The organism is Nesterenkonia sp. CL21, from assembly GCF_031705515.1.
Lineage (GTDB): Bacteria > Actinomycetota > Actinomycetes > Actinomycetales > Micrococcaceae > Nesterenkonia > Nesterenkonia aethiopica.
Window position 1 is genome coordinate 1 of record NZ_JAUTWR010000016.1, and the last position, 15,481, is coordinate 15,481.

The following is a 15,481-nucleotide window of genomic DNA, read 5'->3' on the forward strand; positions in this document are numbered from 1 at the left end:
AGACCGAGGTCTCCCCCTTCGTACAGACCGGGGATTCCCCCCGCTTGTGTCGTGCGTAGATTCCGCGTCCATTGGAGTGTCCTATTCATTGACGAAAACCGTGGACCGGCGCAGGTGCGATGCATCACACCTCGCCATCCCCCTAGCCAAGACGAGGCGGGGTGGAGTGTCAAGGGTTTCGTCAGCTGACGAGCAGGAAATCCAAGGATTCACGGGCGAATCACTCGGCCGGTCGGAGCAGAGCCGCGCAGGCGGGCACGCCGACCCTGTGACGCCGAAGAAAGCAAGCCCTACCGGCCGGGCGGCGCTGCCTCGTAGAGGGAGCCCCGCCTCGACGCGGATCAGTCGATCAGGTCACGCACGGCGATGACCTCATCCCGGCCCGGGCCCACGCCCACACCGGAGATCCGCGTGCCGCTCATCTTCTCCAGGGCCAGCACGTAGTCGCGGGCGTTGACCGGGAGATCATCCAAGGTCCGAGCTCCGGAGATGTCCTCCGTCCACCCGTCGAAGTGCTCGAAGATCGGCTTGGCGTGGTGGAACTCCGTCTGCGTCATCGGCATCTCGTCATACCGCACGCCGTCGACGTCATAGGCCACGCACACCGGGATCCGCTCGATGCCGGTCAGGACGTCCAGCTTGGTGAGGAAGTAGTCGGTGAAGCCGTTGATGCGGGAGGCATGCCGGGCCATGACGGCGTCGAACCACCCGCAACGACGCGGGCGACCGGTGTTCACGCCGAACTCACCTCCGGTCTTCTGCAGGAACTCGCCCCACTCGTCGAACAGCTCCGTGGGGAACGGACCCGCGCCCACCCGGGTGGTGTAGGCCTTCACGATGCCGATGGACCGGTTGATGCGCGTGGGACCGATGCCGGTCCCCACCGAGGCGCCGCCGGCCGTGGGGTTCGACGACGTCACGAACGGGTAGGTGCCGTGGTCGACGTCGAGGTAGGTCGCCTGGCCGCCCTCCATGAGCACGACCTTGCCCTCGTCGAGCGCGTCGTTGAGCAGCAGCGTGGTGTCCACGACCATCGGACGCAGGCGGTCCGCGAAGGACAGGAAGTATTCGGCGATCTCATCGACCGTGATGGAACGCCGGTTGTACAGCTTGACCAGCAGTTCGTTCTTCTGCCGCAGAGCGCCGTCGATCTTCTGGCGGAGGATGGACTCGTCGAAGATGTCCTGCACCCGGATCCCGAGGCGGCCCACCTTGTCCATGTAGGTGGGTCCGATGCCGCGGCCTGTGGTGCCGATGGCCCGCTTGCCCAGGAACCTCTCGGTCACCTTGTCCATGGTCTGGTGATACGGAGCCACCAGGTGCGCATTGGCGGAGATCCGCAGGCGGGAGGTGTCCGCGCCGCGGGCCTCCAGCCCTTCGATCTCCTCGAAGAGCGCCTCCAGGTTCACCACCACGCCGTTGCCGATCACCGGCACCGCGTTCGGGGAGAGGATGCCGGCCGGCAGGAGCTTCAGCTCGAACTTCTCCCCGCCGACGACCACCGTGTGGCCCGCATTGTTCCCACCATTGGGTTTGACCACGTAGTCGACGCGCGAGCCGAGCAGGTCCGTCGCCTTGCCCTTCCCCTCGTCTCCCCACTGGGCACCGACGATCACGATGGCTGGCATGTCGCTCCTTCAGGGTCCCGGCTCTGCGTCGGGACGTCTCGACGTCAGTGCCGTCTCCTTGCGCCGACGACACCGTCGGAAAGTCTACCAACGCGGGTATGACAGCCTGATGACGCCGTCGCGACGCTCCGCAGCCCTCGGTCCTGGACCGCTGCCTCTGCCCTGGCCCGCGACGCCGACGCCTGGTTCAGCCCAGCCGCCCTCCGGAGGCCTCCAAGTAGCAGCCCGCGCACAGCGACTCGTACCAGACATCCTCCCCGTCGATGGCCACCTGGTCACCGTCGAAGATGATCCTGTCCCCCGCCCGGCGGGTGTTGAAGACCGCCTTGGCGCCGCAGCGGCAGATGGTCTTCAGCTCTTCGAGGGAGTGCGCAATGTCCATCAGCCGGGCCGAGCCGGGGAAGGATCGGGTGCGGAAGTCGGTGCGGATCCCGTAGGCCAGCACCGGGACACCGTCCAGCACTGCGATCCGCAGCAGATCGTCCACCTGCTGCTCGGTGAAGAACTGGGCCTCATCCACCAGCAGGCACGCCACCGACTTCACACCCCGGCGGAGCGCACGGGACTCCGCGTCGTCGACGCCGTCCAGCAGGGTGCCGGGAGCGTTGGCCTCCGCATGCTGGCGGAACAGCTCCCGCAGGGCGGCCCGAGGAGGGACCAGGAAGTCCACCGACCGGGTCACTCCGAGCCGGGAGACGATCTCGTCGGCACCTTTGGTGTCCAGCTCCGGCTTGGCGAGCAGCACCCGCTGCCCGCGCTCCTCATAGTTGTAGGCCGCCTGGAGAAGGCCGGTGGACTTCCCGGAGTTCATCGCTCCGTACCGGAAATAGAGCTTGGCCACCTTCGTCCTCTCTGATGCGGCTGCGGGCCCGCTCATTCTACGAGGGCCGCTCCCGCAGAGACCGTACCCACCGTCGCCCTGCCTCGCGGGAGAGTCCTCAAGGACAAAAGTTAGTCCAGTGGTCTTGATTCTGAGGGTGGCCTGTGTCTCAATGGACCCGTGACCAAATACCATGCAGTTCGCGACCAGCTCCTGGACCGCCTGGACGGCATGGCCGCCGGCGACCAGTTCCCCCCGGAGCGGGACCTCGCCCAGGAACTCGGCGTCTCCCGGATGACGCTGCGGCGAGCCATCGACGAGCTCGTCGCCCGCGGAGCGGTGCGCCGACGCCACGGGTCCGGCGTCTTCGCCCTGGGGCCGAAGCTCGACCAGGCCCTCGTCGCCAGTTCCTTCACCGAGGACATGCGCGCCCGCGGGCTCACCCCGGGCGCCCACACGCTGTCCCTCGAGGTCTCCCCCGCGGGACCCCGGATCCGGCGGCAGCTGCAGCTGGACGAGGGCGAGGAGATCGTGACCATTTCGCGGCTGCGCCTGGCGGACGACGAGCCGATCGCCCTGGAGGATCTCACCGTGCCCCGCACGCTGCTTCCGCACCTGCGTGCCGAGCACCTGGAGAACCGCTCGTTCTACGAGCTCCTGCGGGAGCAGCACGGCATCCACGTGGCCCACAGCGTACAGACCATCGAACCCACCGTGCTCGACGACGAGGAGGCGCGACATCTCGACGTGCCCGTCCACACGCCGGCCCTGCTGTTCGAACGGACCTCGCGCAGCGCGGACGGCACCCCGATCGAGTTCGTCCGATCGGTCTACCGGGGCGACCGGTACAAGATCCGCACCGAGCTGACCGTGCCCGTCGCACCGGACACCGCAGAGGACGCCGGCGGCGGGAGGCAGCCATGATCATCGCCGGGCTCATGGCGGGTACCTCTGCCGACGCGCTCGACGTCGCCCTGGTGGAGTTCCGAGCAGAGGAGGAGCCCACCGCCGACGAGCAGACCGGCGGCCTCTCGCTCACGATGCGCCTGCTCGCCTCCCGTGAAGTGCCCTTCGAGCAGCAGCTGGCCCTGGACATCCTGCGGCTGCTCGAGCCCGCAGACGTCCCCCTCCAACTGGTCAGCAGCGTGGACGCCCGCCTGGGCCAGACCAGCGCCGAGGCGGTCAGCACCCTCTGCCGGGACGCCCAGACCAGCTGCGACCTCGTCGTCTCCCACGGCCAGACCGTCCGGCACGACGTCGTCGACGGGGTCGTCACGTCCACCCTGCAGCTGGGCCAGCCCGCGTGGATCGCCGAGGCCACCGGCCTGCCCGTGCTGTCCGACGTCCGGGCTCGTGACGTCGCCGCAGGCGGGCAGGGCGCACCGCTGGCGAGCATCCTCGACCATCTCCTGCTGGCCGGAGGGCGCACCCCCACGGCGATGCTGAACCTCGGAGGCATCGCCAACATCACGGTGGTCTCCCCCACCGCGGAGACGATCGCCTTCGACACCGGGCCCGCCAACGCCCTGATCGACCTGATGGCCCGCCGCATCACCGGCGACCCCCGCGGCTTCGACCGCGACGGCGCCCTCGCCGCCCAGGGGACCGTGGACCCTGTGCTGCTGGCGGACCTGCTCTCCGATCCCTACTACACCCTGCCCGCACCGAAGTCCACGGGCAAGGAGCACTTCCACGCCGACTACCTGGACCGGCATCTCAACCGCCGCCGGGCCGCCGGCACCGCCCCGGACGACGTCGACGTCATCGCCACACTGACGACGCTGACCGCCCGCACCGTCGCCCAGGCCTGCCGGGCCCACGGGGTCCGCGACGTCGTCGCCTCCGGAGGCGGGACGCGAAATCCCACGCTGATGACGCAGCTCCGAGCCGAGCTGCACACTGAGCTGCACTCGGGGCCGCACACCGGGCCGGACGCCGGCGTCGAGCTCCGCACCACGGACGAGGTCTTCGGTCTCCCGGAGGGTGCCAAAGAGGCCTGCCTGATGGCATTGCTCGGCTGGCTCAGCTGGCACGGCCTCCCCGCCACCCTGCCGAGTGTCACGGGAGCGGCCCACCGCAGCATCGCGGGCCGTCTCACTCCGGGCCGCCGGCCGCTCCGCCTTCCTGCCCCCTCGCCCCTGATGCCGACGCGCCTCCGCGTGGTCGGATGACACTGAAAGAGAGCTGACATGCAGACCATCGACCTCCTGGTGATCGTGGCCTATCTGGCCGCCACCGCCTGGCTGGGCCTGAAACTCAGCGGACGCCAGTCAGGACTGAAGGACTACTTCGTGGGCGGGCGCAATCTGCCCTGGTGGGCCGTGTGCCTCTCCGTGGTGGCCACCGAGACCAGCGCCCTGACCGTCATCGGCATCCCGGTGATGAGCTACCTGGGCGACATCAACTACCTGCAGCTCGGCCTCGGGTACATCCTGGGCCGCATCATCGTGGCCTTCTTCATGCTGCCGAGGTACTACGACGGCGAGATGGTCACCGCCTACGCCTACCTGGGCAAGAGATTCGGCCAGTCCACACAGACCACCGCGGGGATCACCTTCCTGTTCACCCGGCTGCTCGCCGACGGGATCCGGGTGCTGGCCGCCGCCATCCCGGTGAACATGATCCTGCAGGGCCTGGGGCTCAACACCAACTACTTCACGATCATCGTCGTCCTGGCGGTGGTCACGATCCTCTACACCTTCATCGGCGGCATCAAGGCCGTGGTGTGGGTCGACGTCGCCCAGATGTTCCTCTACGTCTCCGGCGGAGTCCTCGCGATCATCATCATCACCGCCGCCACCGGAGGCGGCTGGCTCGGTGACGCCGCCGAGGCGGGGAAGCTCACCATGATCGTGCTGGAGGGCAATCCGCTCTCCAACAACGCCTCCTTCGTCGCCTCCCTGCTGGGCGGCATGGTCTTCGCCATGGCCTCCCACGGCTCCGACCAGCTGGTGGTCCAGCGGCTGCTGGCCTGCCGCACCAAGGCGGAGGCGCAGAAGGCCATCATCGTCTCCGGCGTCGTGGTGTTCGTGCAGTTCGCGATCTTCCTGCTGGTCGGGCTGGCGCTGTGGGGCTACTACGAGCACGCCTCGCCGGAGTCGCTCGGCCTGACCCGCGACGACGAGATCTTCCCCCTGTTCATCATCGAAGGTCTTCCCCCCGGCATCTCCGGCCTCCTCCTGGCCGGCATCATCGCCGCCGCCATGTCGACCCTGTCTTCGTCGCTGTCCGCACTCTCCTCCTCCACGGTCACCGACGTCTACGCCCGCTTCCGCAAGGCCCCGGTGACGGACCAGGAGGGCCTGAAGGTCGGGCGCTGGGCGACCATCGGCTGGGGGCTGGCCTTCATCGCCCCGGCCGCTGTGTTCCAGTCCGACGAGGGGAACATCGTGGTCCTCGCACTCGGAGTCGCCGGCATCACCTACGGCGGGCTGCTCGGCGCCTTCGTCTTCGGGATCCACAACCGGCGGGCGCGCGCTGCGGACGCCAACATCGCCTTCCTCGCCGCCGTCGGGGTCAATGCGTTCTTCTTCGTGATGGAGAAGTACGTCACCGGCGAGGTGTGGGTGGCCTGGCAGTGGTACCCGCTACTGGGTGTCCTGGTGACCTTCGCCGTCGGGGGCACGCTGTCCCTGCGGCACCCCGCCCGGCCGAAGCTGCCGGCGGCCCCCGGCCAGCAGCACAACGATCAGGAGAGGACCCCCGGACGATGACCGCTGACGACGCCGACGCCATGCCGGACCGTCCCCTCCCGCCCACGGAGCGGCGCAGTCCGCGCAGCCGCCACCTCGACGAGCTGGACACCCTGGGGGTGCTGCAGCTGCTGACCGCCGAGAACGAGGCGGCCGTCCAGGCCGTCACGGCGGTGCTGCCACAGCTGGCCGAGGTGGTCGACGCCGCCGCCGCACGGATGCGCCGCGGCGGCACCGTCCACTACTACGGGGCCGGCACCTCCGGACGGCTCGGAGTGCTCGACGCCAGCGAGCTCAAGCCGACCTTCAATCTGGAGCCGCACCGGGTCGTGGGGCACATCGCCGGCGGACGGGAGGCCCTGGTGGAGGCCGTGGAGAACGCCGAGGACTCCGCGGAGGAGGGCCGGCGGGACGCCTCGCAGCTGGGCCCCGACGACGTCGCGATCGGTCTGGCGGCCAGCGGCTCCACCCCCTATGTGGGCGGGGCCCTTCAGACCGCCCGCGCGGCAGGGGCCCACACCGTGCTGGTCTCCAACAATCCGCACGCGCCGCTGGCAGGCTCAGCCGACGTCCACCTGGCTCTCGACACCGGACCCGAAGTGGTGACTGGCTCCACCCGGCTGAAGGCCGGCACCGCCCAGAAGCTCGTGCTCAACGGGTTCTCCACGGCACTGATGATCGCTCTGGGCCGCACGTGGCAGAACCTCATGGTCTCCGTGGTGGCCACCAACGCGAAGCTGCGGGACCGCACCGTGCGCATCCTGTGCGAGGCCGTGGGCCTTGAGGAGGCTCCCGCACGGGAGCTCCTGGAGCACGCCGGCGGAGACCTCAAGTCCGCCATCGTCAGCTCGCTGGCGGACGTCCCGGTCACGCGGGCCTCGGCCCTGCTCGACGCCCATTCCGGATCGGTGCGGGACGCGATCGCCGCCGGTCTGCAGCCCGAGGAGCGCGGCTCGTGACCGCCCTCCCACCAGAGGCCGGCGTCCTCGGCCTGGACATCGGCGGATCCGGAAGCCGGATCGCCTGGGCCGGACTCGAACCCGGACCGCGAGAGGTCCTGACAGGCCCCCGGGTGCGGGTCAGTGCCTCGGGAAGCTCCGTCCCCCAGCTGGCGCGGGAGCTGCTCGACACCGCCGCACGCACCTGGCCCGAGCGCATGCGCGCCCTGCACGGCGTCGGCGTCGGCGCCACCGGTGTGGCCTCGCTGGTGAGGGACCCCGCCCGCCTGGCGGCCCAACTCACCGGAGAGACCGCGTGCCCCGCGGCTGTGGCCGTGGACGCCGTCACGGCACATCTGGGAGCCCTGGGCGGAGCGGGCGGCGCCGTCGTCGTGCTGGGCACCGGGGCGATAGCCGTCGGGCACCCCGGCCCGGATGCGACGGGGCTGCATCCCCCGCAGTGGCGCCGTGTGGACGGATGGGGCCACCTGCTCGGAGATCGCGGCGGCGGAGCCTGGGTGGGCAGGCACGGCCTGGAGCTGGCGATGCGCACCCACGACGGCGTCGACGCCTCAGACGCGCACGACCCTCCGCAGCGGCGTGCCGGAGAGGCGCTGCTCGCCGCGGCGCGGAGGCGCTTCGGGGAGCCGGCCACCTGGCCCGGGCAGCTCTACACCCGCGAGGATCGCGCGGGCGTGCTCGGTGAGTTCGCCCGCGACGTCATCGCGCTGGCCGACGGCGGCGACCCGGCTTCGGACCAGCTTCTGCGGCAGGCTGGGAGGGAGGCCGCGCAGAGCGCCCTGGCCGCACTCGTCACCGACGGCGACCTCCACGACGACGGCGCCCCCTCCTCCGATGTCACCCCCTCCCCCTCCGTCCCCGCTGACGTGGTGCTCACCGGAGGGCTCGCGCGCGCCGGCAGCGCGCTGACGGACGGCTTCGCCGCCCGGATCACGGAGCACTCCCGCACCGTCACGGTCCGTCAGGCGGCAGGCGACCCCCTGGACGGCGCGCTCACACTGGCCCGGCTCGCCGCAGGCGACCGCCTCTCACTCCAGGACGGTGCCGTATGGATCTGAGGGGAACCCCGGAGCTCAGCCCCTCCGCCCGCCGTCGTCTGCTGGCCGACCTCACCGGCGCCGTCGGCAGGGACAGGGTCCTGGACCGGGCGATCGATCGACATTCCCGGGCCCATGACGCCTCGCACTACCTGCTGGTGCCCCTGGTGGTGGTGATCGCGGAGAGCATCGAGGAGGTCGCCGCCGTGATGGCCGTCGCCGCCGCGCACCGCGTGCCGGTGACCTTACGCTCCGGGGGCACCAGCCTCTCGGGCCAGGCCTCCGGGGCCGGCATCCTGGTGGACACTCGCCGGGGATTCCGCCGCATAGAGGTCCTCGACGACGGCGAGCGCGTGCGCGCCCAGGCCGGTGCCACACTGCGGGCGGTCAACACGCGTCTGGCCCGCCACGGACGCGCTCTGGGCCCGGACCCCGCCAGCGAGGCCGCCTGCACGATCGGCGGCGTCATCGCGAACAACTCCTCGGGGATGGCCGCCGGGATCGAACACAACTCCACACGGACTCTGGAGTCACTGGTGGCGGTGCTGCCCTCCGGAACGGTGGTCGACACCGCCGCCGAGGACAGTCTGCTCCACCTGCGCCGCCACGAGCCCCGGTTGGTGGCCGACCTCGAACGGCTGCAGGATCGGATCCGTCACGACCCCGACGCCGTCGCGGAGATCCGCGAGCGCTTCTCCCTGAAGAACACCATGGGATACTCGCTCGACGCGTTCTGCGAGGCCGAGGGTCTGCTCCAGCTGCTGAACCGGCTGCTCATCGGCTCGGAGGGCACGCTCGGCTTCGTGGCCGACGCCGTGTTCCGCACCGTGCCGGTCCAGCCGGCTGCGGCGACCGGCCTGCTGATTTTCGACTCCGTGGACGCCGCCGCCCGGTCCCTGCCCGATCTGGTGGGCACCGGGGCGAAGGCGCTGGAGCTCATGGACGCCGAGTCCCTGCGGGTGGCCCGGCGCCTCCCCCAGGCGCCGTCCGCCGTGGACGGGTTCGAGGTCCGGGACCATGCCGCGATCCTCGTGGAGTATCGGGGAGACGATCCCGCCGAACTGGACGGCGTCCTCGGCACCGCTGCGCCCGTGATCAGCGCCCTGCCCACCGTGCGGCCTGCTGAGCTGAGCCGAGACCCGGCCGCGCGCGCCGCGCTGTGGAGCGTCCGCAAAGGTCTGTACGCAGCCGTCGCCGAGGCCCGCCCTCCGGGCACCACCGCGCTGCTGGAGGACGTGGTCGTGCCGGTGGAGCGCCTGGCAGCCGCCTGCCGGGAGCTGGCAGGGCTCCTGGCCGAGCACGGCTACACGGACCCGGTGATCTTCGGACACGCCAAGGACGGAAATCTCCATTTCATGATCACCGAGGACACGGAGGACCCCGCGGACCTGGCCCGCCTGGAGGCCTTCACCGAGGACCTGGTGCGGCTCATCCTGCGGCACGGCGGCAACCTCAAGGCCGAGCACGGGACCGGGCGCGCGATGGCGCCGTTCATCGACCGTCAGTACTCGGCCGCCCTGGTGGAGGTGCTGCACGGCGTCAAGCGCGCCTTCGACCCCGCCGGGGTGCTGAATCCCGGCGTGGTGCTGACCGCAGACACCCGAGCCCACCTGCAGGATCTCAAACCCGTGGACCGGGTGGACGACGAGGTCGACCGCTGTGTGGAGTGCGGATACTGCGAGCCGGTCTGTCCCAGCCGGGACCTCACCCTGACCCCGCGGCAGCGGATCGTGGTGCGGCGGGCGCGCGCCCGGGCGGAGGCCGACGGGGATCTCGCACTCGTCGCCGCGCTGGACGAGCAGCAGCAGTACGAGAGCATCGACACCTGCGCCGCCGACGGCCTCTGCGCCTCCGCCTGCCCGGTGGGGATCGACACGGGCGCGCTGGTGAAGCGCCTGCGCGGTGAACGTCGCGGGCGGCTCAGCGCGGACCTGTGGAGGGCCGCCGCCCGGCACTGGGACACCGCCACGGCGGCAGCGGGCCGCACCCTCGACGCCGCGGCCCATGTGCCTCCCGGACTGATCACCGCCCCCAACCGTGCCGCGCGCGCCCTCATCGGTCCTGACACCGTCCCCCTGTGGTCCACGGACCTGCCCTCCGGGGGCCGACTGCGCAGCCTGCTGACGCCCCCGGCTGACGACGGAGAGGCCGACGGCGGGGCACGGGGCACCGGGGAGGGTGACGCCGCCGTCGGCCAGGCGGCGGCGATCTTCCTGCCCAGCTGCCAAGGCGCGATGTTCGCCCCAGCCGGATCCGCAGGCACCGAGGGCTCCGGCGTGCAGCAGGCCGTGTCCGGGCTGTGCGCCGCGGCCGGCCTGCGGCTGCTCGTGCCCGAAGAGATCGACACGCTGTGCTGCGGCACCCCGTGGTCCTCCAAGGGCTTCACCGCCGGACAGGACGTGATGGCAGAACGGGTGCTCACAGCCGTGGCCGCCCTGCAGAGGCCTGAGGCCGGCACCATCGGACATCCGCCCGTGATCGTGGATGCGACCTCCTGCACCGAAGGTGTCCAGACGATCATGACCGACGCCAGGGCACGGCAGGACCCCCGGGCCGTGTCCGTGGTGGACGCGGTGAGCTTCGTGGTGGAGCACGTGCTGCCGCGGCTGACCGTGGACCCGAGGCGCAGGGTCGAGTCGCTGACCCTCCATCCGACCTGTTCGTCGCAGAAGGCCGGGGTCTCTGCCGACCTGCAGACGCTGGCCGAGGCCGTCGCCGTCGAGGTGCATGTCCCGGCCGACTGGGGGTGCTGCGGCTTCGCCGGTGACCGCGGGATGCTCCACCCGGAGCTCACGGCGTCGGCGACCGCCGCCGAGGCGCGGGAGGTGCGGCAGCTCGACGCCGTCGACCACGCGTCCTGCAACCGGGCCTGCGAGATCGCGATGACCCGGGCGACGGGCCGCGTCTACCGGCACCTTCTCGAGGTGGCCGCCGATGTCCTGGTGGTGTGAGCGAACCGGCGTCGCGTCGGGAGCTCACCGACTACTGCCGCCAGACCTTCGCGACCAAGCCCGGCTGGCAGGGACTCTGATCTCCCCCCGACAGGGTCATCCCCCAGCCGGGGAGGGCTCCGACCGCACCGCCGGGAGGTCGGAGCCCTCCTCGCCCGCGCTGACGGAAGCCTCAGAGCCGCCAGCAGCTGCTCACCGGAGTGACGCCGTTCAGCGTCGCCGCCGTGAACAGCGCCACACCCGGCATGCTGGCCACGTGCCCGCCCACATGGGTGGGCGCCACGTTCGATTCGAACGTCACCCTCGCCCCCTCGCCGCACCACCGCTGCGCCAGGCCACGGCCTGTGGAGTAGGGGATGACGTCATCGAGCAGCGAATGGTTGATCTGCACCGGCACCTCCGGGGCGCGACCGTCCCCGATGCGCTGCGCCGCCAGCGCCGAGGCGAAGGGCTCATCCTGGATGAGCTCGGTGAAGGCGCGGCCGTCCACGGTCAGCGTGGCGGTGTCCACGAGCATGTGGCTGATCAGCGCGGAGACCGTGCACTGGCCGGAGACCTGCTCCAGCCGGGCCAGCCCTTCGTCATTGAGGAACTCGGCAGGGTCCAGCCCCTCGGACTCGACCAGCCCGCCGAGCGCGAACAGGAGGAACGCGTTGTACAGGCTGCTGTCGATCATGTCCCCGACCTCGAACAGGTCTGCCGGCACCGCCCCGGCCGCCCCGGAGATCAGGTTCAGCTCCGGCGCGTGCTCATGCGCCGTCTCCAGGGCCGCGGCCGCCGCGCCTCCGCCCTGCGAATATCCGCGGATGTGCACGGGGCTGTCCGGCCCGAGCCCCACTCCTTCGGCCTGCTGGGCTGCCCGGGCGGCGTCGAGCACCGCATGGGCCTGGTCCACGCGGTTCATATAGGTGTGCGTACCCTCGGTGCCCAGTCCGATGTAGTCCGGCATCACGACGGCGTAGCCCGCCTCCAGCGCCGCAGCCACACCCAGGCCCTCGTACTCGGTGCCGGCGGCCAGCTGCCGGCTCGGGGCGCACTGATCGCCCAGCCCCTGGGTGCCGGGCGCGTGGACGACCAGCGGTCGCTGCGGGTCCTCGCCACCGCGGCGCGGCTCCAGGACCGTGGCGACGGCGGCACGGGCCTGCCCGTTCGAATCCGTGGTGCGGTACATGATGCGGGTGACCTCGGCGTCGTGCTCGATCAGCCCGATGGGGTCCAGGTAGAAGGTGGCGGACTGCTGGCGGACCAGCGCCCCGTCCTGCTCGGGGAGGTCCTGCGGCACGGCGTAGAAGTCCTCATCGGTGCCCTGCGCCAGATCCTCCAGGGCGGCAGCATAGTGCACGTCCTCCTCGGTCAGGTCCGCTGAGGACCCGACGGCGGCTTCGGCCTCCTCCACGGTGACGTCGTCGGGGACCTGCTCAGCCGTCAGGTCGGCGGGACCGGCGTCGTCGGCCTCCTGCCGCTCCTGCCACAGCTGCTCCAGCTCCGCGATGTCCTCCTCGACCGCGAGCTGCTCCGGCTCGGCCGAGGCCGCCGGCATCACCGCCAGCACCAGCACCGCGGCGGACAGCGCCGCGCCCGCTCCGCGGGCGAGGCACCTCATGCTCCGCGGTGGGGACCCTGTGGGCTCTCCATCCGGTGTCCGGCGGCGGGGGCGGGGCGTCACAGAGTTCGTCATCGAGCCTCTCCATCAGTGCGGGATCAGAACCGGAGCACTCATTACCCACGGGTGTAACCCGTGAGTAACCAGTGATCCGCATCACACACTACTGGGAGGGGTGAATCCTGGGAAGACCCCTGCCGACTGAGGCTCTCAGCGCTGGAGCTGGGAGATCTGCTCCGGCGCGGAGGGGTCGCAGTCCCGCAGGAATGTCTGGATCCGGTGGATCTCCTCCGTCTCCCCGATCGCCGTGGCGGCCTGGCCGAGGGCCGCCAGCGAGCGCAGGAAGCCGCGGTTCGGCTCATGGGTCCACGGCACCGGGCCGGACCCGCGCCAGCCGGAGCGGCGCAGCGCATCCAGTCCCCGGTGATAGCCGACCCGGGCGTAGGCGTAGCCCTCCACGGTGTACCCCTGGGACAGCGCGTCCTCTGCCAGCAGCGCCCAGACCAAAGACGACTCCGGGTGCTTGGCAGCCAGGTCCACGGGCTCCTCACCGGCGGCGAGTGACTCCGTGACCTCGGGCTCGGCCGGCAGCAGCGTGGGCTCCGGCTCCATCAGGTTGCGTCCGACGATGCTCATGGCCGCCATCCTACGCGGCTCCCCAGCCCTCACGCGCGGATGATCCCCCGCTCTGACGCCACCCGAACCGCCGCAGTCCGGTTGTCCGCTCCAAGCTTCTGGTAGATGTGCACCAGGTGCGTCTTCACCGTCGCCACGGAGATGAACAGTTGGCGAGCGATCTGCTGGTTGGACAGCCCTGTGGCCAGCAGCTCCAGCAGCTCCACCTCACGGGTGCTCAGCGAGGTGCTGTCATCCCGCATTCTGCCCATCAGCCGGGCGGCGACGGCGGGAGCCAGTGCCGTCCGCCCCGCGGCCGCATCGTGGACCGCTCGATGGATCTCCTCCGGAGCGGCGTCCTTGAGCATATACCCGCTCGCCCCAGCCTCCACCGCGGCCAGAATGTCGGCCTCCGTGTCATAGGTGGTCAGGATCAGCACCGGAAGTCCGGGGCACTGCTGCCGCAGCTGACGAGTCGCCGCAACCCCGTCCATACCCTCCCCCATCTGCAGATCCATCAGCACAAGGTCAGGACGGAGCCCCTCCGTGACGAGCCGCGCGACGACGTCGAGGGCCGCTTTCCCGTCCGCCGCCTCAGCCACCACTCGGATCTTCGGATCCTCACTGAGCATCGCGCGCAGACCCGCTCGGACCACCGGGTGATCATCGACCAACACTGCGCTCAGCCCGTCACCGGGCTGAGCACCGCCCTCGGCTCCGGGACTCTGCCTCACTCCGCCCATCGCTCCACCTCCCCTGGCAGCTCCTGAGGCAGCGCGGGCTCCTGCCCCAGGGGAATGCGGATGGACACCGCCGTTCCCGAGCCGGGGGAAGACTCTACGTGCAGCTGGCCGCCCTGGGCCGCGACACGGTCGCGCAGCGCCCCGAGGCCGACGCCGGTGCCCATGGGGCGCTCGGCGCCGGAGGCAGGGGGCACCCCGACCGTCGTGTGCTGATCGAAGCCGACGCCGTCGTCGACGACGTCGACGAGCAAGGCCTCCTGCAGGAACGTCAGCGTGACGGCGGCCGTGTCAGCCTGGGCATGCCGCAACACATTGGCCAGGGTCGCCTGCACCGCCCGCAGCACCAGCATCGCCTGGCTGCCCGCGACGGGTCGGAGACCTCCGCTGACGCGTAGTCGGCACCGCAGGCCCTGTCCCTGTGCGGCCGCCTGCGCTTCGATCTGCCGGCAGGCACGGCGCAGCTCGTCGAGGAGGCCCGGATCCTGCAGCTCACCGGACTGCAGCACGGCGACGAAGCGTCGAGCCTCATCCAGGTTCTCCCCTGCAGTGCGCACCACCGTGCTCAGCTGGTCCCGGGCCTGCGCAACGGAGCCTGAGTCGAGATTGGAACCTGCGGCACGACTCATCAGGACGATGCTCGCCAGCCCCTGAGCGAGCGTGTCATGGATCTCACGGGCCAGCCGCTCCCGCTCGACGAGCGCGCCCGCCTCCCGCTGGGCGGCGACCAGTTCCTGGCGAGCGCGCTGCAGGTCCTCCATCGTCTCCCGAAGCGCGCGGTTCTCCTGATCCATGATTCTGTAGGCCTGCGCCATCAGCCCGGCACAGACGGCTCCGATGATCGGTCCGATCACCGTGGCGGGATGGTCTCCTCCGGGCTGGTTCCAGAGCGCGAGGACGACGGCACCCGTGAGACCCGCGACGGCGACGACGGCCCATGGGACGCGCAGCAGGTGCAGGTGCAGGAAGAACAGCGGGAAGGCGACCCAGGCGAAGTCTGCGCTGACGGCCAGCAACCCACCCCACAGGCCGGTGACCACGAACAGCCACACCAGCGTGCCGCCCTGTCCGAGCGCTGAGTCCGTCCGCAGAGGTCCGGTGCTCGACGACGCGGACGTCTTCGCCTCCGAGACGCGCCGTTCCACGAACGTGCCGGCCACGTAGACCGCCGCGAACACCAGCGTCAGTGCGGCTCCGGTGACGCGGATTTCGACGGAGTGAGGACCGTCCAGCAGTCGGATGAGCCCAATGACGAGGAGCACCGCCACGCTGGTGTGCAGACCCACGCGCAGGCTGCGCAGGATCACCACACCACGCCCTGCCCGTGGATGCTCATCCGGCCTCAGCATCCCCCCATCGTATGCGGGCGAAGACATCAGGGCATCAACCGAACGGTTGACCGGCACCTCCACCTTTCGGAGGCCGAGGCTCCACCA

General features: G+C 70.7%; 12 protein-coding genes. 6 read left to right on the top strand and 6 right to left on the bottom strand.

Annotated features, from left to right (window positions below; all coding sequences use genetic code 11):
- Positions 1-341: 341 nt before the first annotated feature.
- Complete coding sequence (locus tag Q7C18_RS15865; protein ID WP_070158761.1) at positions 342-1,628, bottom strand: adenylosuccinate synthase; 1,287 nt, start codon at positions 1,626-1,628, stop codon at positions 342-344.
- Between the two features lie 187 nt (positions 1,629-1,815).
- Positions 1,816-2,469, bottom strand: a complete 654-nt coding sequence (locus Q7C18_RS15870) for a thymidine kinase (RefSeq protein ID WP_311026203.1) — start codon at positions 2,467-2,469, stop codon at positions 1,816-1,818.
- Between the two features lie 159 nt (positions 2,470-2,628).
- On the opposite strand from Q7C18_RS15870, the gene Q7C18_RS15875 reads away from it, so the two are divergent.
- Genes Q7C18_RS15875 through Q7C18_RS15900 form a run of 6 tightly spaced genes read left to right on the top strand, consistent with a single transcriptional unit; the run spans position 2,629 to position 11,087 of the window.
- Positions 2,629-3,372 carry a GntR family transcriptional regulator gene (locus Q7C18_RS15875; protein WP_311026204.1) on the top strand — a complete coding sequence of 248 codons (744 nt, stop codon included), beginning with the start codon at positions 2,629-2,631 and terminating at the stop codon, positions 3,370-3,372.
- Positions 3,369-4,619 carry an anhydro-N-acetylmuramic acid kinase gene (locus Q7C18_RS15880; protein ID WP_311026205.1) on the top strand — a complete coding sequence of 417 codons (1,251 nt, stop codon included), beginning with the start codon at positions 3,369-3,371 and terminating at the stop codon, positions 4,617-4,619. The genes Q7C18_RS15875 and Q7C18_RS15880 overlap by 4 nt, the downstream gene beginning before the upstream one ends.
- An 18-nt stretch (positions 4,620-4,637) precedes the next feature.
- Positions 4,638-6,161, top strand: coding sequence for a sodium:solute symporter (locus tag Q7C18_RS15885; RefSeq protein ID WP_311026206.1), 1,524 nt, complete (start codon positions 4,638-4,640; stop codon positions 6,159-6,161).
- Positions 6,158-7,099 carry an N-acetylmuramic acid 6-phosphate etherase gene (locus tag Q7C18_RS15890; RefSeq protein ID WP_311026207.1) on the top strand — a complete coding sequence of 314 codons (942 nt, stop codon included), beginning with the start codon at positions 6,158-6,160 and terminating at the stop codon, positions 7,097-7,099. The genes Q7C18_RS15885 and Q7C18_RS15890 overlap by 4 nt, the downstream gene beginning before the upstream one ends.
- Complete coding sequence (locus tag Q7C18_RS15895) at positions 7,096-8,157, top strand: BadF/BadG/BcrA/BcrD ATPase family protein (protein WP_311026208.1); 1,062 nt, start codon at positions 7,096-7,098, stop codon at positions 8,155-8,157. Before Q7C18_RS15890 ends, Q7C18_RS15895 begins: the two co-directional genes overlap by 4 nt.
- The gene (locus Q7C18_RS15900) at positions 8,148-11,087 is read left to right on the top strand and encodes an FAD-binding and (Fe-S)-binding domain-containing protein (RefSeq protein WP_311026209.1); all 2,940 of its coding nucleotides are present in this window, start codon (positions 8,148-8,150) and stop codon (positions 11,085-11,087) included. Before Q7C18_RS15895 ends, Q7C18_RS15900 begins: the two co-directional genes overlap by 10 nt.
- 172 nt (positions 11,088-11,259) lie before the next feature.
- Here the strand turns inward: Q7C18_RS15900 and Q7C18_RS15905 are convergent, their stop codons facing one another.
- The 4 genes from Q7C18_RS15905 to Q7C18_RS15920 form a co-directional block, all read right to left on the bottom strand.
- Positions 11,260-12,690, bottom strand: a complete 1,431-nt coding sequence (locus Q7C18_RS15905) for a lipase family protein (protein WP_311026210.1) — start codon at positions 12,688-12,690, stop codon at positions 11,260-11,262.
- A gap of 210 nt (positions 12,691-12,900) precedes the next feature.
- Entirely contained in the window at positions 12,901-13,326 is a 426-nt protein-coding gene (locus Q7C18_RS15910; RefSeq protein WP_311026211.1) for a DUF3151 domain-containing protein, read from the bottom strand.
- Positions 13,327-13,355: 29 nt separating this feature from the next.
- Positions 13,356-14,039 carry a response regulator transcription factor gene (locus Q7C18_RS15915; RefSeq protein ID WP_311026212.1) on the bottom strand — a complete coding sequence of 228 codons (684 nt, stop codon included), beginning with the start codon at positions 14,037-14,039 and terminating at the stop codon, positions 13,356-13,358.
- Positions 14,036-15,394 (bottom strand): sensor histidine kinase, encoded by a 1,359-nt coding sequence (locus tag Q7C18_RS15920; protein ID WP_311026213.1) that lies wholly within the window; start codon positions 15,392-15,394, stop codon positions 14,036-14,038. Before Q7C18_RS15920 ends, Q7C18_RS15915 begins: the two co-directional genes overlap by 4 nt.
- Positions 15,395-15,481: the final 87 nt, after the last annotated feature.

What these genes read in the sequence shown, in the direction of transcription:
- Q7C18_RS15900 (WP_311026209.1), top strand. Translation starts at nt 8,148, where the DNA reads ATGGATCTGAGGGGAACCCCGGAGCTCAGCCCCTCCGCCCGCCGTCGT.
- Q7C18_RS15865 (WP_070158761.1), bottom strand. Translation starts at nt 1,628, where the DNA reads ATGCCAGCCATCGTGATCGTCGGTGCCCAGTGGGGAGACGAGGGGAAG.
- Q7C18_RS15910 (WP_311026211.1), bottom strand. Translation starts at nt 13,326, where the DNA reads ATGAGCATCGTCGGACGCAACCTGATGGAGCCGGAGCCCACGCTGCTG.
- Q7C18_RS15920 (WP_311026213.1), bottom strand. Translation starts at nt 15,394, where the DNA reads ATGCTGAGGCCGGATGAGCATCCACGGGCAGGGCGTGGTGTGGTGATC.
- Q7C18_RS15890 (WP_311026207.1), top strand. Translation starts at nt 6,158, where the DNA reads ATGACCGCTGACGACGCCGACGCCATGCCGGACCGTCCCCTCCCGCCC.
- Q7C18_RS15905 (WP_311026210.1), bottom strand. Translation starts at nt 12,690, where the DNA reads ATGAGGTGCCTCGCCCGCGGAGCGGGCGCGGCGCTGTCCGCCGCGGTG.
- Q7C18_RS15885 (WP_311026206.1), top strand. Translation starts at nt 4,638, where the DNA reads ATGCAGACCATCGACCTCCTGGTGATCGTGGCCTATCTGGCCGCCACC.
- Q7C18_RS15880 (WP_311026205.1), top strand. Translation starts at nt 3,369, where the DNA reads ATGATCATCGCCGGGCTCATGGCGGGTACCTCTGCCGACGCGCTCGAC.